The organism is Neorhizobium turbinariae (assembly GCF_023223505.1).
GTDB lineage: Bacteria > Pseudomonadota > Alphaproteobacteria > Rhizobiales > Rhizobiaceae > Neorhizobium > Neorhizobium turbinariae.
The window spans coordinates 49,520-67,133 of sequence record NZ_JALPRY010000009.1 but is presented as its reverse complement, the minus strand read 5'-3'; the positions used below and the strand labels follow the sequence as shown (position 1 = coordinate 67,133).

Genomic DNA, 17,614 nt, shown 5'->3' with positions numbered 1-17,614 from the left:
AATCTCCTCAGCTTCGGCGCGGATCGCGAGGTGCTGTCCGGGCGCGGACCGCAGCCTCCTCGATCTCTTTCAGGATGGATTGCAGGCGATCCTGGCTGTTGCCGGGACCAGTGGAAGGCATGTTCGGCATGGTAGGTGCCGTGAGAATTGGTGAACGAGGTGGAGCGGCGGGCAGGGCGTTGCCGTAGCGCTCGCGGCTGGATTGGCTCGCCTCGCTCACGAGCTCGCCGATCGAAAGGCCGTTCAACAAGGCGTCGGCTTTGCCGCGCATGGCAGGCGCGGGCGGCGAGGACGGGGCTGGCCTGATCGGCGCCTCATCCACCTGCCTGAAGTTTCTTGCGACTTCGGGGTATCCCGTCTCCCGGCTTGCGGGGATTGGCGGGCTCAGCGAAGCGGAGGCCGAGGGAGGAGCTGCCTCCTGGCGAACGGGAGCGGAAGCCGACAAGCCGGCCAGCGCTGCAGCAGCGATATCGTCAGGCGAAGGGCCCGTTGTGCGCGACGGCGTATAGCTCAACGCCGGTACCGGAGCGGATATCGCGGGTGTCGCCGCGGGTTGCGCTGCCGGACGGCGGCTCGATGCGCCGGCGCGACCGCCGCCACCGAGATAGGCCGCCTGCACCGCCGGGTCCCTGCGTAGATCTTCGGCCTTGCCCTCATGGATGATACGGCTGTTTTCCAAGAGGTAGGCGCGATCGGCAATAGCGAGGCTCTGCCTGGCGTTCTGCTCCACCAACAATATGCCGATGCCGGTATCCCGCACTGTCTTCAGCGCCTGGAACAACTCCTTGCAGAGCAGGGGAGAAAGGCCGAGCGAAGGTTCATCGAGGGTTAGCAGCACCGGATTGGACATCATCGCCCGGCCGATCGCGACCATCTGCTGTTCGCCGCCTGACATGGTCCGCACCACCTGCCGGCGCCGCTCGTGGAGCTTCGGAAACAGCCTGAGAACACGTTCCAGGTTGCCGCTTTCCTCGTCGCGGGCGCGGGGTGCATGTGCACCCAGCCGTAGGTTTTCCGCCACCGTGAGATCGCCGAAGACACCGCGTCCTTCCGGCACCAGCGCGATACCTTCATCGACAATGCGATTGGGCGCCAGTCCAAGAATGTCCTTACCCTGAATTGTGATGGTGCCGCTGGCGCGCCCCTCACAGATGCCGGATATGGCCTTGAGCAGGGTGGATTTACCAGCGCCGTTGGCCCCCAGGATGACGACGATTTCGCCGCGGCCGATCTTCAGTGACGCGTTTTCAAGCGCGCGATGTTGGCCGTAGGACACCGAAAGACCTTGTACCTCAAGCATCGTCGTCCCCCAGATAAGCGCGGATAACGGCTGGATCTGACAGCACCTCGGTCGGCGTACCCTCTGCAATCTTGGTGCCGGCTGCCATCACCACGCAGCGGTCACACAGCGAGCGGATCGCATCCATCACGTGCTCAACCAGAATGACGGTGCGGCCTTCGTCGCGCAGGCTGCGGATCAGGGTAATGCCTTCTTCCAGTTCGGTCGGGTTAAGGCCCGCCAGCCATTCGTCGAGCAGCACGACGCGCGGTTCTCCCGCCAGCACGCGGGCAAGCTCAACGCGCTTGGTATCGATGTAGGTAAGCTGGCCCACCGTCATGTGGCCACGACCACCCATGCCGACCTTTTCCAGCATGGCCTCTGCCACGGCGTCGGCCTCGTGACCCCAGTGGCGGCGGTGACCGAAGACAGCGCCGGCCTTGACGTTTTCCATGACCGTCATGGATGGCAACAACCTCACCAGCTGGAAGGTGCGGGCAATGCCCCGACGGGCGATATCCTGCGCCTGAAGATGGGTGATCGGCTGTCCACGCAGGCTGATCGAACCGGCCGATAGCGGAAAGGCGCCGGAAATCAGGTTCAGCGTTGTTGATTTACCGGAGCCGTTCGGGCCGATCAGGCCAAGGACCTGATGTTCGGTGACGTCGAAATCCATGCGGTTGACGGCGACGAGGCCGCCGAAACGCTTCGTCACACCACGCAGCGAAAGCAACGCCGTCATGCGAAGCCCTCCGAGTTCCGCATCCGTCGCCTGGCGGCGTCGATCAGGCCGACAAAACCCTTTGGCAGCAGGTAGACAATGACGAGGAAGCAGACTCCGAGCAGCAGCGTCGTCTGGTTGGGGAAGGAGGCTGAAATTCCTTCCCACAGGAAGGTGAAGGGGATGACGCCCACCAGCGGCCCCCAGAGCCGACCGGTGCCACCGAGCAGCGCCATGATCACCACCTGGAAGGACAACATCGGCGTGAATGCAAGAGCCGGCTCCAGATAGACGTAACGCGGCGCAAGGATGGCGCCGGTGATTGCCGCCACCGCGCCCGGCACCATGAACAGCAGGATCTTTGCCCGTGCGGTGTTGATGCCAGAATGGCGCGCCACCTGTTCATCTTCGCCGATGATGCGCAACGCAAAGCCCAGGCGCGAGCGGCCGATCGACCAACCCAGCAGCCATACGAGCGCCGCAAGGCCGAGCAACTGCCAGTAAATGTGCGCCTCGGTGATCTGCGTCAGAACATAAATGCCCTTGGTGCCGGAAATGTTCTGGATCCAGGTGATGGCTTGCCGAACAAATTCCGCGAGTCCCAGTGTGAAAATGACGAAGTAGACGCCGGAAAGCCGGAGCGTCGCGAGACCGACGAGCGCTGCCATGACCGCGCCGATGACACCGGCGATCGGCAACAGGGTCCAGTAGGGCAGGTGCTGGATTCCGATGCCGGTGACGTAGGCGCCTACACCGAAGAAGGCGGCTGTCGCCAGCGAGATGTAATGCGTCGGACCGGAAAACAGCGCCCAGCTGGTGGCAAGCACCGTGTACATGGCGATCGTCACGCCGATTGTCAGATTGTAAGCGCCCGAGCTCAACGGCAGGCAGGCGGCGATGATGAGGGCGATGGCGCAGAGGGCAAGACTGCCCCAGTCGCGGGATGACAGGGCCGTCATGTCGTCGGCCTCCCGAATAGGCCCTGCGGTCGAAACAGCAGGATGACGACGAACAACAGGTAGGCGGCGGCCAATGTCAGGCCGGGATCGATCATCCGGGCGACGAAGGTTTCGAGCAGGCCGAGCAATAGTGCCGCGACGATTGTGCCGCGGACATCGCCGACGCCGCCCATGATGACGATCACAAGCGCCTTCAAGGTGAAGATCACGCCGGTTGAGGCATCCAGTGTGAGAAAGGTGGAGATCAGTGCGCCGCCGGTCGCGGTGACCGCCCCACCGAGTGCAAAGGCGAGGGCTGCCGTGCGCCGCACGTCGATACCGACGAGGCGCGCGCTGTCCGGCGCGACAGAAATGGCGCGGATCGTCATTCCGGCGCGGCTTCGGGCGAGCCACAGCCACAGTGCGCCGCAGATCAAGACCGCCGAGACGAAGGCTGCAACGCGGTTGGCGCCGTAGGTATCACCGAAAATTTGGATGGGCGTCGAGAGATAAGAATAACTGAAATAGTCGCCACCGAAAAAGGCAAGCATCAGTCCGACCGCGACAAACGAGAGGCCGAACGTGGTCAGGATCGCGTCGACTTCCAACTGGCCGCGGGATCTGGCTCGTTTCACGAGGGGACCCAGGAAGATCACGTAGATCAGCCAGTTGAGCGCGAACGCCGCCGGTGCCACGAGAAACACCGTCAGCAATGGGCTGATCTGGCTGCCGGTCCAGAACCAGAAGGCGACGAACCCACCGGTGACGAGCATTTCGCCATTGGCGAGGTTCATGATGCGGGCCATGCCATATTGCAGGTTGAGCCCCATCGTGATCAACGCGTAGGTTCCACCCAGCAGCAGCCCTGTTATCAAGACATCCATACTTTTCCCCGGCAGTCTCAGGTCCTCGGGTTTTGGTGTGGCAGGCGGTGGTGCAGCCCCCTCATCCGGCTTCCGCTTCGCCCTCTCTCCCGGAGGGAGAGGGTGGTTGGAAGTTGCAGCATGGTCATTTCTCCCCACTGGGAAGAAAGTGCCGGCAGGCGGATGAGGAGGCTACGTTTCACGCATCCTACGTGGAACCCAGAGGGATTTTCATGGCCTGGCTTACTGCCAGGCGCCCTTCTTCTTCACTTCCACCGCGCCATCGCGCCCGGTGGAGGCAACACCCTTGAACACGCCATCCTGCCACTGGCCGACGGTCCAGAACGCAGCGTTGTTGTTGTTCTCATCGAACTTGATCGGCCCTATAACGGTATCGAAGCTGTTGTCCTTGACGTGCTTGATGATCGCGGCATTGTCGAAAGATCCGACGGCTTCGATCGACTTCTCAAGGATCTGGAATGAGGAATAGACCATGGCGCTTGCCCAGTAGTCTGGCTTGGCTCCCGTCACCTGCTCATGACGCGCGGCGTATTCCTTGAACGCATCGCCATCGGCATGAACGCCGCCGATGCCAAGCACACCCTCGGCGCCGGCACCAAAGCGGCCGGCATAGGCCGGAAACGCCGTGGCCACTGCGGTGAAGAACGCGCCGACCTTAAGATCTTCGACGATCGCCTGTTCGGTGAGCGCAAATGTGTCCGGCGGATAGGACCAGGCGATGAACGCATCCGGTGCCGCCGCTTTGGCAGCCTTCATGACCGGGGAAAGGTCCTGCGTGCCAAGCGGATATGAGGTCTCGTAGACAAGTTCGAAGCCAGCTTCCTTGAAGGCTGGCTTGGCTTCGCCCATAAGCTCAATGCCGAACGCGTCGGCGACGTTGACCATGGCGAGCTTGTTGCCGATGTCGCCACGTTCCTTCAGCTTCACCATGGTTTCCACCACACTTGCCACCGTCGGCTTGGCGCCGCCGAGCGTGATGAAGACGTTGGGGAACTGCTTGGAAAGCTCATCCGCCTTGTCGGTGGTGGCGGTCGAGGTGATCATAGGCAGACCATAGCGTGCGTAGATTGGTGCCGCCGCGAGATTCAAGCCGGTGGAATAGGGGGGCAGAACGACCTTCACCTTGTCCTGGTCGACAAGGCGCTGGACGGCCTTGATCGTCTCGCCGGGATTGGTCTGGTCGTCGTACTCGATTGCTTCGAGCTTGTAGGTGGTCGCGCCGACCTTCAGCCCGCCGCGGGCGTTGACGTCGTTGATCCAAAGCTTGACGTTCGGCCAGTAGCTTACGGCAGCGCCGCCGGCCAGAGGACCGGTTTTCGGCGCGACGGCGCCGATCTTGAGCACCTCCTGCGCCAGAGCCGGAGCCCCGGCAACGCTCGCCGCGAGCGCCAGTGCCGCTAGTCGCGAGAATGTCCTGCGTTTCATGTCCTTACTCCCTCCCATTATTGAACATTTTAGACGTGCTGGCAGTCGACGAACGGCTCCTCCCGTTCCGTCATCCATTGTATTTCCGTGAATTCCTCGACCACGGCGCGGCCACCGAAGCGGCCGTATCCACTGGCCTTCATGCCGCCATAGGGCATGGCCGGGTCGTCGCAGACCGTGGTGCCGTTGATGTGCACGGCACCTGCCTCGATGCGTCTGGCAACGGCGCGGGCGCGAACGAGATCGCGCCCGAATACGGCTGCCGCCAGCCCATATTCCGTGTCGTTGGCCACGGTGACCGCCTCGTCGGCATCCGCGACACGGACGATACCTACGACCGGGCCGAAGATTTCCTCCTCGTAGATCCGCATCCCATAGGCGACGTGGTCGATGATCGTCGGCTGCATCAGCGTGCCAGCGTTCTCTCCCCCGGTCACGAGAACCGCACCCTTGGCCAAGGCGTCGTCGACCAGGCCGCGCAGCCGGGCGACGGCGTCAGGGCCGATGATATGACCGAAGGGTGCATGCCTCGAGAGGATGTCCCCACGCAGCCGCTCCGCTTCGGCTCTCAGTTTCGCGGCAAAGGTATCAGCGACTGCTTCCTCGACCACGATACGGTCTGTCGACATGCAGACCTGTCCCTGGTTGAAGAAAGCGCCGTGCGCTACGGACTTCGCTGTTGCATCGAGATCTGCGTCCGCCAGCACCACTGAGGACGCCTTGCCGGACAGCTCCAGCAGGCAGCGCTTCAGATGGCGTGCCGCCGATGCCGCGATCTGGCGGCCGACACGCGTTGAGCCGGTAAAATTGACCCGCCGCACCGCCGGATGGGCAATCAGCGCATCCACCACGTCATGAGCGTCCTCCGGGGCATTGCTGACAAAATTCAGGACGCCATCCGGCAGGCCAGCATCGATGAGTGTCTGCACCACCGTTTCGTGCATCTTGGGGCAGAGTTCGGATCCCTTGAGCACCACGGTATTTCCCAGCGCCAGAGGAGCGGCGACTGCCCGCACCGCAAGAGCCACGGCCGCATTCCACGGTGCGAGGCCAAGCACGACGCCAGCGGGGCGGCGGATCAGGCGATAGCGGACGCCGGGTGGCGCGCCATGCGCGTTCTCCTCGCCTATGGCATCGGCAAGGCTTGCCGCCTGCCTGAGCGTAGCCTGGGCGATCTCCACATTGAAGCGGATCCAGTCGGGAGCGGCGCCGACCTCCCGAGCGTTGATAGCGCAGAGAGTTTCGACGCGTTCCTGAAGCAAGTCTGCGCCACGAAGCAGCAAAGCGGCGCGTTCGCATGGTTTAAGGGCCGACCAACGGGGAAAGGCTCCAGCGGCCGCGTCGGCGGCGGTTTCGGCCTCGGATACGCCGAAGGCAGCGGCGAGCGTTAGAACAGCGCCTGTGACCAAGTCGCGGCGTTCATAAACACGCTCCTCCAGTGCGGAGACTGCGGCGCCCCCGACAATACCCCTTGCCACGAACATTCGTCCTCCCAAACGGTTGCTCGTATTCCCCCAAGGCCCGCGATATCGTGAAGTTCATCACTGGCCACGAGCGATATTCTCGTTGACATGGTGACAGAGTAAATGACGATTTGTGGGAATGTATTTTCGATCTGAGGGGATTGGAGTGCTGGAACCACGCCAGGCTATTGCGACTGCCACGACGCGACCGGAGGTGCCGGTTCGGGCGGAGCGGTTTCGCGCTGCGCTGCAGACCCGCGTGCTGGGGCGGGCTGGCCTCGGTGAAGCCGGAAATGTGCGCGCGATGATCCTGGAAAAAGGCGAGGCGGTGCTGCTTTCGTCAAACGATGCCGTGCTGCCTATGAGCGGCCCGGTCATGGGGTGGTTTCCATGGCGGGAAGGCATGCGGCTTGAGCTCGCTGCCGGCGCGCAGGGCACGCATCTGCTGTTGGGTATCGCCACGCTGAATCGGGTGCTGCAACGGCATGCGGAAGCAACGCAGTTGCGTTTCATGGTGGAACGGCCCGCCTTCATTCGTCTCGGAGGCGATAATGCCGCCGGCGATGCGGTGGCGGCGTGTTTCAATGGCATATTGAGAGAAACACTCACGCCGGGTCCCATGTCCTCGGCGGTGGTGGAGTCGCTGTTGCATGTCCTGCTGGTGCATCTCCATCGCGGTCAGCCGACAAGCAACGGCGCCGGCTCCGAAGCCGGAAGCATCACTGCGCTGGCGGATCGGTTCAGGGTCCTGGTGGAAGGTCACTTCCGGGATCGCTGGACCGTGGCGCGCTATGCCGCCGAACTCGGTATTTCCCGGGATCGTTTGAACGACATCTGCATCCGCGCCCATGGGCGCCCGCCAGCCAGGCTGATCCGGGAGAGGCTGATGCTCGAGGCGCGCATCTATCTTGAAAACTCGCCACTGGCACTCGGCCAGATCGCCGACGTGCTGGGCTTTGCCGGCGCCTCGCAGTTCAACCGCGTCTTCAAGGCTCTGCAGGGACGCTCGCCCGGTCGCTATCGCGAGGAACAGCGGCGGCTGGCCAAGGCAGGGTCGGCGCCGGCCGGGGCGCCTTACGCATGGCCGTGAGAACGATGCGCCCCGGAGGGGGCCGGTCAACAAGGTGTGAGACGCCTTGCAAGGCGAGGCTTCAGTTCCTCCCAGAAACGGGAGTCCAGGCATAACCCTCTAAAACCATTGGGAGTGTTGGCGGACTTGTCCGGCACCGCCATTGTTCGCAGATCGTGAAAACTGCGGACATCATCGCTGCAATTGCATGTGAGCGACGGCATCCCGATCCTTAAGCGACAGGCCAATAACATTCCGTGGCCTGGAAGCAGTAAGGAACATTATCATGAAGAAGACATTTGCAATTGCTCTTTTGGCTGCAGCCCTGGGCGGCACTTCCGCCTTCGCAATTGAACCGATCCCGGGAAGCATCACCTATACCAATCCGTCCAAGGCAAGGCTGATGAAGTCACCGGTTGGAAGCTCCCTTTCCCATAGCTTCTACGCAGATGGGAACCGCTACAACGAACGCTACATCGTTCAGCCGGACCATTCGCTAAAGCTCGTTGGTCGGTGGGAATCATCCGACGGTTGAACGTAGTCGGCGGGTCCGTTGGCAATGGGATGCCGTATCCTCAGTGCATTCTGCGAAGACCCTTGTGCAGGCGATGCGTCGAAGCTGTCTAGCAAGCAGGCTAGAACCGCTTCAGCGTCGCGAAGTGTGCCGTGATCATGTCTCCGTTGACGAGATGCGGCGCTAGCGTAGACTGGCTCCCTGACTTGAGGGGAGCTGGTAATGTTTGATGCCCATCTCAATCACCCAGTGGGTGCGTTGGCGCCAGAGCAATTGGCGATGCTGCAGCGGGTGTTCGATGACGCCTGCGAGGCCTCCGGCATCAAGAAGGGCACGTCTCGCGCAGAAGGCCTGGCCGCGGTGCTGATGAAACTCTACAACTCCGGCATCCGCGATCAGACGACGCTTGAGAACATGCTCTCCGACGTCCACCGGATCTAGCTGGACCGTCGCTCGATGCAGCGGTAGCTGGGTCCAACTCATGAGGTATCGAGACTGTCGCTGTAGTTTTCCATTGAGTGGGTCAGAGGCGTGAACCTCTGACCCATTTCGCCTGGTCTATGAAGTTGACCCCGGGCGGCAACACGGGCCTCAAGCGGCAACCGGCGTCCCCTTGAAGGACCTGTACTGGCGCAAAAGCACCGGAAGTATGAATGTGGCTCCGACCAGCGACGAGATGAGTTCGGGCACGACGAGAAGGATTGCTGCCAACGTCAGCAACAAGCGTTCCCACTTCAGCGTCCTGACCAGGAGGAACCCGGAAAGCGCCGCACCCAGGCACGTTATTCCTGCAACGCAGCCGAGGAAGGCTAGGGTAAAATTGCTCCAGGAGAAATCAGCCGTAACGAGCAGCAGCGACGGGGAGAAGACGAAGACAAACGGTACAAGCACCTTTCCGAGGCCGAGCCGGAATGCAGTATTACCGGTCTTGAACGGGTCAGCGCCGGCCATGCCTGCTGCAGCATAGGCGGCAAGCGCTACCGGTGGGGTGATATCAGCAAGGACGCCGTAATAGAAGACGAAGAAGTGCGCCACGATAGGCTCAACGCCCAGCATGCCGAGCGTCGGTGCCGCAATCGTCGCCATGATGATGTAGTTGGCAGTCGTGGGAATGCCGCAACCCATCAGGATGCAGACCACGCCCGTCATGATCAGTGTGAACAGCAGAGTCAGGGTCTGCGGTCCAAACCAGGCGGCCGGAACAACCGTGCCGACCCAAGTCGCCATTTCGGCGGCGGTCGTGGTAACGATATAGGAGATCTTGAAGCCGACACCCGTGAGAGTCACCACGCCAACGATGATGCCGACGGTGGCCGCGGCCGCGCCGACCGCAAGCGCGTATTTCGCGCCATCCCGAAGGCCCTCAAGAACCTCGGTAATCGACATCCGCCGGCGCGGATTGAGGAGCCCGACGGCGATACACAGCGTAATTCCCCAAAATGCTGCGAAATAGGGCGTATAACCGGACAGCAGAATGGCGATCAGCACGACGAGCGGGATTACGGTTGGCCAGTCGCGCCGGAAGGCTTCCTTCAGGTCGGGCATCTCCTCGTCGGTCATGCCGCGAAGGCCGTCACGTTTCGCCTCGAAATGCACCTGAACCAGGACACCGAAGAAGTGCATGAAGGCCGGCACGATCGCCGCTAGGATGATCGTCGTGTACGGAAGGTTGAGGAACTCGATCATCAGGAAGGCGGCGGCGCCCATGATCGGAGGCGTGATCTGTCCGCCAGTGGAGGATGCCGATTCCACCGCCGCTGCGAAGGTGCGCTTGTAGCCCAACCGGATCATCGCAGGGATGGTAAGCGAGCCGACGGTGACGGTATTGGCGACAGAGGAGCCCGAGATCATCCCGAACAACGCTGATCCGAAAATCGATATCTTTGCCGGCCCGCCCGCGTATCGGCCGGCGATCCAGGCGGCACAATCAAGAAACAGCTGGCCTAGCCCGATGCGGGTAGCGAACACGCCGAACAGGACAAAGTGGAACACGTAGGTGGCGACAACGCCCAGAGCGATGCCGTAGATGCCCTGGCTCGTCAGATAGAGGTGATTGATCAACTGCGAGAAGGTCGCGCCCGGATGAACGAGGATGCCAGGCATCGCCGGTCCATAAAGCGAGTAGATCATGAACAGGAGGGCGATGATCGGCAAGGGCCAGCCGACCGAGCGGCGGGTCGCTTCCAGAAGCACGAGCACGAGCACGCCTCCCAGCACGACATCCGTCGTGGTCGGATTGCCAACGCGGAAGGCAAGCTCGTCCAGCGGTATGAAGGGCACGTGCATGACGGCTACGACCGCACCGATCGCCAGCGCCCAATCGAACAAGGAGATGCCCAGTGGGCGAAGCAGGCTCGATGCCGAAGCCGCGCCATAGCCCCGCCGCGTGAACGGAAAGACAAGGAAGATCAATCCGAGCACGAACGAAAGGTGGATCCCGCGATGCAGCACTTCCGACAACAGGCCAAAGCCGGCGGTATAGTAGTGGAAGAGCGACAGCACGATCAGCAACGCGCCGACAAGCCTTGCAGCAAACGGTACGAGCGGCCTGAAACGAATTTCTGAATCGAACTTCTCTTCAAGGGCGCGCGCTTTGGCTTCGTCCAGCTCCAAAGGGGACGTCGTCCTGGTCAAATCTTCGGTCATTGCGGTGCCCCTGAGACGGCTTATACTAAGAGCAATGGGGCGAGCTTGATCTGCTCGCCCCATCCCTGATCGGTGTGTCAGCAGCGTTATTTGAGGACGCCGGCTTCCCGGTAGAACTTCTCAGCCCCCGGATGCAGCGGAATGCCGAGGCTGGTCGTAGCATTCTGCAGGGTGATCAACTTGCCCTTCGCATGGCCGGCATCCAGCGCGGCACGGGTCGCATCGTTCCAGAGCGTCTTGGTGATATTGTAGATCACCTCGTCCGACTGCTTGGCGCTGGTGACCCACTGGGCGGCCACCGAGATCGTATTGGTTTCGCCTACGTCCTTGTAGGTGTCGGCCGGGACCGTGTCCTTGGAGAAGAAGGTATATTCCTCCAGCAACTTCTCGACTTCCGGGCCGTTGATGGGCACCAGCGAGATACCGCTCGAGGTCGCCAGTTCGGAGATGGCACCGGTCGGGTAGCCTCCAACGAAGAAATAGGCGTCAAGTCCGCCATCGCGCAGACGGTCACCAGCCGGACCCGGCTTCAGGTGTTCCGCCTTGATGTCGCTTTCCGTGAGGCCATAAGCGCCAAGAACGATGCGAGCGTCGACGATGGTCCCGGAGCCCGGTTCGTCGATCGAAACGCGCTTGCCCTTCAAATCGGCAACCGAGTTGATCCCGGCGTCCTTGCGGGCGACGAGGTGGATGGTTTCCGGATAGAGCGTTGCGATCAGGCGAAGATCCTCGACTTTGCCCTTGCCTTCGTAAAGGCCCGTTCCGCTGTGCGCCCAATACGCAACGTCGGACTGGGTGAAGCCCGACTCCATGGACCCGCTCTGGATCGCGTTGATGTTGGCGACCGATCCGTTCGACGCAACTGCGGTCGAAACCAGGCCGGGAACACCCTTGTCGCCCGCACCGGAGATCGCATTCGCGATGAGCCCGCCGATCGGGTAATAGGTGCCCGCTGTTCCGCCCGTGCCGATCCTGAAGAAGCTGGGCGCCTGTGCGCCTGCAATGCCGGCGCCGATCGCGACTGCGCCGACGACTGCCGCAACTGCAAAGATCCGTCTGGTGATACTCATGTTGTTCCCTCCCTTGAGTCCACTCAACATGGAGAACCAAGGGAGCTCTTGTCAACCAAGGGAGAGCGTTCGCCGGGTCCAAATCCTCGGCTGTGATGCTAGCGGATCCGACACGTCTGGAGCTCAATCTGCGGCACAATCGGCATGACAAACCGCATAGTGATGTTAGATCTTGCAGATCGTATTTTGGAATATTCGTTTATAAAAATTTAGAGCCGCAGGGCCCTTATGAGGCGATGCGAATGTTCCCGCTTCGACAGAAGGCATGATGCCTGAACCCAGGAGTTTCTTTCATGCGTCTCGTCGATATTTCCGTTAGCAAGCGCCTTTGGGCAGCCGTCGCCGTGCCGATGCTGGCAGCTGGCTATATTGCTTATGCCCAGAGTTCCGAGCGCCTTGAGACCTACCGCGGCATGAGCAGCATCGTTACGGTCAGCCAGGAGATGGTGAAGATCGGTGGCGTGGTTCACAGCCTGCAGATCGAGCGCGGGTTGACCACCGGATTCCTGACTTCAAGGGGAACAACGAACGGACCGGAGCTTCGCCAGGCGCGAACAGCGTCGGATAGTGCGATGGCCGGCTTTGCCGATGCGATGAACACGATCATGGCGGCGGTCGATACGGATCTTTCATCGGCGCGGCGCAGCCTGGAAGACAAGCTCGCCAGGATCACCGCTCTGCGTGCGTCCGTCGACCAGCTTAGCGCGAACGGCCAGGACGTCTTTACGACCTATACCTCCGCCATCTCGGAGATCATCGTCCTGGCGGACCGGCTGTCCAACCTGACATCCAATGCCGAGATTGCGTTGCGGATGTCCGGTTACGTCGACCTGATGCAGGCCAAGGAGGCCGCAGGCCAGGAGCGCGCCTTCGGCAACGCGTTCATCATCGCCGGTCAGGCTGATCCGGCGCGATTTGGTGCTTTCGCATCGTTCGCCGGTGAGCAGGAGGCACTGATCGCATCAGCCTTCTCCACCCAGGACGAAAGCCAGCGGGCGCAGTACGAGCGCATGCTCGCCGACGTCTCGCCGGTGGTTGAGGATTTCCGCGCCAAAATCGTTGGCAAAGGCCTCGGTGCGCCGCTTGAGGGCCTTGAAAGCAAGACATGGTTTACCGCCACCACCAAGCGCATCGACACGCTGAAGGAGATCGAGTCCCAGAACCTCAAGGACATTAGCGAGCAAGCGCTTGAGGCCGCGGCTGCGGCCTACCGAGATTTCCTGACCCTTGTGGTGATCTGCCTCGCGGGTGGCCTGATGACGCTCGCTCTCTCGGGGCTGATGGCGATGACCGTCGTGCGTCCGATCGGGCGCATGGTCGGCGCCATGCGGCGGCTTGCCTCGGGCGATCTCGACTTCGGCCCGGTAACGACTGGCCGCAAGGACGAAATCGGCGAGATGGAACAGGCGGTGCAGATCTTCCAGGAGGCGGCCGTGCGCAACAAAGAGCTGGAAGAAGCTGAGGCGGAGCGCCGCGCTGCGGCCGAGCGCGAACGCATCGCGATGCAACAAAAGGCAGATGCCGAAGCGGAGGCACGCCTTGTCCGCGCGACCGAGATCTTCGCGGCAAGCATGAAGCGGCTGGCTGCCGGTGACATGATGTGCGAACTGCAGCAGCCGCTCGACAGCCATTTCGAGGGCCTGCGCCAAGATTTCAACGCTTCAGTGCGGCAGTTGCGCGAAACACTGCAAAGTGTAGGCATCTCCATCTCGACCGTTGCTGGTGGCTCTCGCGAAGTCTCGTCGGCATCTGACGATCTTTCCCGCCGTACCGAGCAGCAGGCAGCATCACTGGAGGAAACCGCAGCCGCGCTGGAAGAGATTACTGCCAATGTTTCGGCGACCTCCAAGCGTGCCGCCGAAGCCCGCCAGGTCGTGCGCGATGCCGAGGCGAAGGCCGGGCAGGCTGGCGCCGTCGTCGAAAATGCAGTCCTCGCCATGGAGCGGATCGAGCACGCCGCCCGCCAGATCGGCCAGATCATCAGCGTGATCGACGAGATCGCATTCCAGACTAACCTTCTTGCGCTCAACGCAGGAGTGGAAGCCGCCCGCGCTGGTGACGCCGGCAAGGGCTTTGCCGTGGTGGCGCAGGAAGTCCGCGAGCTGGCCCAGCGTTCGGCAAAGGCGGCCAGGGAAATCAAGGAGCTCGTGGGTAATTCGGAAGCGGCGGTCGGCGAGGGTGTGCGTCTGGTCAGCGACACGGGCACGGGCCTCGGCGAGATCACCGAACTTGTCCAGCTGGTCACGCGGCATATGGAGGCGATCGCAACGGCCGCTCAGGAACAGTCGGCCGGCCTGCTGCAGATCAACTCGGCGGTCAACCACATGGACCAGGCGACACAGCAGAATGCCGCAATGGTCGAGGAAATGAATGCCGCAAGCGCTACCCTTGCGCATGAAGGCACGACGCTCAACCAACTTCTCGCGCAGTTCCAGCTCGGCAGCTCCGAATGGACCATTGAGCGGCAGGCCGCGTGACAGGCCTCCGCGGCTTGCTAGCCAGACGTTCAAATATCGGGAGACTGTCAAGCGTCTGACTGAGATGGTAGGCTGGACCGCGCTCGTGCATACGAGAGCCGACGAGGAAGGAGAAGAACGTGTATCTTCGCATCGTCGCTGCGGTTGCGGCCTCCGCCTTGCTGTCCAGCCCTGCTTCCGGGTTCGACGCCGGGGGCTTTGCCATGCAGCAGCATCAACATCAATTGATGCGGCAGCAGAGCACTCCGAACAATTCCAAGGAACAGCCGCGAGCCAGAAGATATAGCAGTCAGGAAAAGAGCCTTCGCGGGAGGCTCCTCCAGCGCAAGCAGCGGCTGCGGATCGAATACGAGCAGCGGGTCAGGCGAGATGGCCGCCCGTCCGCCGATCGCTGGCTCAAGAAGGAAGCCACCCGCCTCGGAAGAGAGGCCGGGCGTGCTGTCCGTGATCTTCGGTAGAGAGCCTGCTCGGGCGGGCTTTAGCTCAAGAACATGCGGATCAAGAGGCTGGCGGCGGTTACCGCACCGACGCCCGCCAACCAGAGGCCGATGAACCAAAACGTCTTCCTGAGGCTGTCATTCGTCAATGATAACCCTCCTCTGGGTCGATCTTCCCGCGGAATACCCAGTAAGCATAGGCGGTGTAGACGAGGATTATCGGCACCAGAACGACCGCGCCGACGAGGAGGAATTCCAGGGAGCTTTCCGGAGCCGCGGCATCCTTGATCGTGAGCACGCCGGGGATCATGTAGGGGTAGAAGCTGATCCCCAGCCCCGCGAAGCTGAGAACGAAGAGGCCGAGTGCTGCGAGGAATGGCTGCAGGTGCTTGTCATGTGTGAGCCCCGTGCCAGAGCGCCAACGCGCAGAGGGCGAGCAGCAGCGGCACGAAGGATGAGAAGAAGGCGGCGGGCCAGCCAAACCAGCGCTCAAAGTACATCTCGTTGATGAACGGCGTCCAGAGCGACACGATCCCGATCAACGCCAGAATCGCCAGGCTTAGCGGCCGCGCAAGCTTTGCCGAGCGCGCCTGGATGTCTCCGGTGGTCTTCAGATTGAGCCAGGTGACGCCGAGAAGAGCGTAGCCCACGAGGACCGCGACACCGGTCAGGATCGAGAACGGCGTGAGCCAATCCCACCAGCCGCCCGCGTACTGCCGTCCTTCCACCGCAATGCCCTGAACGAGTGCGCCAAGCGCGATGCCCTGCATCAGGGCTGCGACAGAGGATCCGATCCAGAAGCCAAAATCCCACAGGTGGGACTCGTGGTGCGTGCGCCAGCGGAATTCGAAGGCGACACCCCGGAAGATCAGGCTGACCAGCATCAGTATGATCGGCATGTAGAGCGCAGGCAGTATGATGGCGTAGGCGAGCGGAAAGACCGCCATCAACCCGCCGCCGCCCAGCACCAGCCAGGTTTCGTTGCCGTCCCATACTGGCGCGATGGAATTCGTCATCACGTCGCGGTCGCGGCGCTTGCGGAAGAACGGAAAGACAATGCCGATCCCGAGATCGAAGCCATCGAGCACGACATAGGCGAGGACAGCGAAGGCAATGATGCCGGCCCAGATGAAGGAAAGATCAACGTCCATGATGGCCTCCAAGCGGATGCTCCTGTGCCGCACCAGGAGTGATCCCGGCGGTCCTGATCGGTCCGGCTTCGAGTTCCCGATGCGTATCAAGTGGCGTCGGCGGTCGGCGCATCAGCTTGAGGAGGTAATAGACGCCAATGCCGAACACGATGAAGTAGACTGCGATAAAGATGAGGAGCGACGTTCCGACCGCTGGCGCGGAAACGGGCGAAAGACTTTCGGCCGTCCGCAGGTGCCCGTAGACCGTCCAGGGCTGGCGTCCTACTTCCGTCGTGTACCAGCCTGCAAGCACGGCCACAAAGCCGGAGCCTCCCATGACGACTGCAGAGCGTTGAAGCCATGGGCTGTCGTAGAGCGTGCCTTTCCAGCGCGCCCAGAGCGACCATAACCCAAGTCCCAGCATGAGGAAGCCGATGCCGACCATCACGCGGAAGGTGATGAATGGCATCAGGGCCGGTGGACGCTGGTCGCGCGGCCACTCCTTCAGCCCCATTATCTCACCATCCAGTTGGTGCTTCAGGATCAGCGAGCCGAGCTTGGGAACCTCCACCGCATAACGCGTGGTCTCGGCTTCGTCGTCGGGTATCCCAAACAGGATCAGTGGAGCACCATTGGTGTGTGTTTCGTAGTGCCCTTCCATGGCAGCGATCTTCGCGGGCTGATGCTCCAGCATGTTCAGTCCGTGAAGGTCGCCGACAAAGATCTGGATTGGGGTGACAATGGCAGCCATCCACATCGCCATGGAGAACATGATCCGCGCCTGCCGGTTCGCCCGGTCCCTGAGCAGGTGCCATGCACCGACCGCGCCGACGGCGAAAGCCGTTGTCAGAAAGGCAGCCAGCACCGTGTGGACCATGCGGTAGGGGAAGGAGGGGTTGAAGATGATCTGCCACCAGTCTTCCGGGATGAACACGCCATTCGCATCGGTGCTGAAGCCTGCTGGCGTATGCATCCAGCTATTGGCAGAGGTGATCCATGTAGCCGAAATCAATGTGCCAATCGCCACCATCGCCACCGCCACCATGTGCGCGGCATCCCCGACCCGCTTGCGACCAAACAGTGCAATGCCGAGGAACCCCGCTTCCAGGAAAAACGCGGTCAGTACCTCATAGCCCATGAGCGGACCGATGACTGGACCTGCCTTGTCCGAGAAGGCTGACCAGTTGGTGCCGAACTGGTAGCTCATCACGATCCCGGAGACGACGCCCATGGCGAAGGTCACCGCGAAGATCGTCTTCCAGTACTCGAAGAGCTTCAGGTATGCCTCGTCGCGCTTCCAGAGCCAGAGCCCGTTCAGGACGGCGAGGTAGCTGGCGGTGCCGATCGAGAAGGCGGGGAAGAGGAAGTGAAACGAAACGGTGAATGCAAACTGGATGCGAGCCAGCATTTCCGCGCTTAGTCCGAGGAAGGTCATCGCGGTCCTCATGATAGATCCGTGGCATGCCAGAGCTGCCACGCGATGAGATCATTCGCGCGCACACAGGTAGCCGCGCGCGAAGGGCATCAAGATGCTCTCAGGAGAAACAACAGGCAAGAGCGG

The 17,614-nt window shown here is 61.8% G+C and carries 14 protein-coding genes and 1 pseudogene; 5 read left to right on the top strand and 10 right to left on the bottom strand.

The genetic code is table 11. The features are described 5' to 3' along the window. Window positions 1-7 precede the first annotated feature (7 nt). From M0654_RS22875 to M0654_RS08490, 6 genes are all read right to left on the bottom strand, one after another. Window positions 8-1,300: an ABC transporter ATP-binding protein gene (locus M0654_RS22875; protein WP_313791077.1), complete on the bottom strand. Its 1,293-nt coding sequence runs from the start codon at window positions 1,298-1,300 to the stop codon at window positions 8-10. Next, a complete protein-coding gene (locus tag M0654_RS08510) occupies window positions 1,293-2,021 on the bottom strand; it encodes an ABC transporter ATP-binding protein (protein WP_248682723.1) in 729 nt (242 codons plus the stop codon). The genes M0654_RS22875 and M0654_RS08510 overlap by 8 nt, the downstream gene beginning before the upstream one ends. Beyond that, on the bottom strand, window positions 2,018-2,959 hold the full coding sequence (locus tag M0654_RS08505; RefSeq protein WP_248682722.1) for a branched-chain amino acid ABC transporter permease: 942 nt from the start codon (window positions 2,957-2,959) through the stop codon (window positions 2,018-2,020). Before M0654_RS08505 ends, M0654_RS08510 begins: the two co-directional genes overlap by 4 nt. Further along, window positions 2,956-3,822: a branched-chain amino acid ABC transporter permease gene (locus M0654_RS08500; RefSeq protein ID WP_248682721.1), complete on the bottom strand. Its 867-nt coding sequence runs from the start codon at window positions 3,820-3,822 to the stop codon at window positions 2,956-2,958. Before M0654_RS08500 ends, M0654_RS08505 begins: the two co-directional genes overlap by 4 nt. Before the next feature lie 222 nt (window positions 3,823-4,044). Next, window positions 4,045-5,247, bottom strand: coding sequence for an amino acid ABC transporter substrate-binding protein (locus M0654_RS08495; protein WP_248682720.1), 1,203 nt, complete (start codon window positions 5,245-5,247; stop codon window positions 4,045-4,047). A gap of 29 nt (window positions 5,248-5,276) precedes the next feature. Beyond that, the gene (locus M0654_RS08490; protein ID WP_248682719.1) at window positions 5,277-6,731 is read right to left on the bottom strand and encodes an aldehyde dehydrogenase family protein; all 1,455 of its coding nucleotides are present in this window, start codon (window positions 6,729-6,731) and stop codon (window positions 5,277-5,279) included. A 145-nt stretch (window positions 6,732-6,876) separates the two neighbouring features. Here M0654_RS08490 and M0654_RS08485 point away from each other — a divergent pair, with 145 nt between their 5' ends. The 3 genes from M0654_RS08485 (at window position 6,877) to M0654_RS08475 (ending at window position 8,734) form a co-directional block, all read left to right on the top strand. Beyond that, entirely contained in the window at window positions 6,877-7,800 is a 924-nt protein-coding gene (locus M0654_RS08485) for a helix-turn-helix domain-containing protein (RefSeq protein WP_248682718.1), read from the top strand. Window positions 7,801-8,065: 265 nt separating this feature from the next. Then, window positions 8,066-8,314 (top strand): hypothetical protein, encoded by a 249-nt coding sequence (locus tag M0654_RS08480; RefSeq protein ID WP_118851899.1) that lies wholly within the window; start codon window positions 8,066-8,068, stop codon window positions 8,312-8,314. 201 nt (window positions 8,315-8,515) lie between these two features. Next, on the top strand, window positions 8,516-8,734 hold the full coding sequence (locus M0654_RS08475) for a hypothetical protein (protein ID WP_150132733.1): 219 nt from the start codon (window positions 8,516-8,518) through the stop codon (window positions 8,732-8,734). Window positions 8,735-8,884: 150 nt separating this feature from the next. Here the strand turns inward: M0654_RS08475 and M0654_RS08470 are convergent, their stop codons facing one another. Both M0654_RS08470 and M0654_RS08465 read right to left on the bottom strand, forming a co-directional pair. Continuing rightward, the gene (locus tag M0654_RS08470) at window positions 8,885-10,939 is read right to left on the bottom strand and encodes a TRAP transporter permease (RefSeq protein ID WP_248682717.1); all 2,055 of its coding nucleotides are present in this window, start codon (window positions 10,937-10,939) and stop codon (window positions 8,885-8,887) included. 86 nt (window positions 10,940-11,025) lie between these two features. Continuing rightward, on the bottom strand, window positions 11,026-12,009 hold the full coding sequence (locus M0654_RS08465; RefSeq protein WP_248682716.1) for a TAXI family TRAP transporter solute-binding subunit: 984 nt from the start codon (window positions 12,007-12,009) through the stop codon (window positions 11,026-11,028). 293 nt (window positions 12,010-12,302) lie between these two features. On the opposite strand from M0654_RS08465, the gene M0654_RS08460 reads away from it, so the two are divergent. Next, on the top strand, window positions 12,303-14,486 hold the full coding sequence (locus tag M0654_RS08460) for a methyl-accepting chemotaxis protein (protein WP_248682715.1): 2,184 nt from the start codon (window positions 12,303-12,305) through the stop codon (window positions 14,484-14,486). 119 nt (window positions 14,487-14,605) lie between these two features. After that, window positions 14,606-14,944: a hypothetical protein gene (locus M0654_RS08455; protein ID WP_248682714.1), complete on the top strand. Its 339-nt coding sequence runs from the start codon at window positions 14,606-14,608 to the stop codon at window positions 14,942-14,944. 124 nt (window positions 14,945-15,068) lie between these two features. On the opposite strand, the pseudogene cydB reads toward M0654_RS08455, so the two are convergent. Both cydB and M0654_RS08445 read right to left on the bottom strand, forming a co-directional pair. Further along, window positions 15,069-16,074, bottom strand: a pseudogene (cydB, locus tag M0654_RS08450) (cytochrome d ubiquinol oxidase subunit II). Continuing rightward, window positions 16,064-17,500: a cytochrome ubiquinol oxidase subunit I gene (locus tag M0654_RS08445; RefSeq protein WP_248682713.1), complete on the bottom strand. Its 1,437-nt coding sequence runs from the start codon at window positions 17,498-17,500 to the stop codon at window positions 16,064-16,066. The pseudogene cydB and the gene M0654_RS08445 overlap by 11 nt, the downstream one beginning before the upstream one ends. Window positions 17,501-17,614 lie beyond the last annotated feature (114 nt).

Bases quoted from the DNA above. Each gene is read 5' to 3' on its own strand.
- M0654_RS22875 (WP_313791077.1), bottom strand. From the start codon at position 1,300: ATGCTTGAGGTACAAGGTCTTTCGGTGTCCTACGGCCAACATCGCGCG.
- M0654_RS08510 (WP_248682723.1), bottom strand. From the start codon at position 2,021: ATGACGGCGTTGCTTTCGCTGCGTGGTGTGACGAAGCGTTTCGGCGGC.
- M0654_RS08505 (WP_248682722.1), bottom strand. From the start codon at position 2,959: ATGACGGCCCTGTCATCCCGCGACTGGGGCAGTCTTGCCCTCTGCGCC.
- M0654_RS08500 (WP_248682721.1), bottom strand. From the start codon at position 3,822: ATGGATGTCTTGATAACAGGGCTGCTGCTGGGTGGAACCTACGCGTTG.
- M0654_RS08495 (WP_248682720.1), bottom strand. From the start codon at position 5,247: ATGAAACGCAGGACATTCTCGCGACTAGCGGCACTGGCGCTCGCGGCG.
- M0654_RS08490 (WP_248682719.1), bottom strand. From the start codon at position 6,731: ATGTTCGTGGCAAGGGGTATTGTCGGGGGCGCCGCAGTCTCCGCACTG.
- M0654_RS08480 (WP_118851899.1), top strand. From the start codon at position 8,066: ATGAAGAAGACATTTGCAATTGCTCTTTTGGCTGCAGCCCTGGGCGGC.
- M0654_RS08475 (WP_150132733.1), top strand. From the start codon at position 8,516: ATGTTTGATGCCCATCTCAATCACCCAGTGGGTGCGTTGGCGCCAGAG.
- M0654_RS08470 (WP_248682717.1), bottom strand. From the start codon at position 10,939: ATGACCGAAGATTTGACCAGGACGACGTCCCCTTTGGAGCTGGACGAA.
- M0654_RS08465 (WP_248682716.1), bottom strand. From the start codon at position 12,009: ATGAGTATCACCAGACGGATCTTTGCAGTTGCGGCAGTCGTCGGCGCA.
- M0654_RS08460 (WP_248682715.1), top strand. From the start codon at position 12,303: ATGCGTCTCGTCGATATTTCCGTTAGCAAGCGCCTTTGGGCAGCCGTC.
- M0654_RS08445 (WP_248682713.1), bottom strand. From the start codon at position 17,500: ATGAGGACCGCGATGACCTTCCTCGGACTAAGCGCGGAAATGCTGGCT.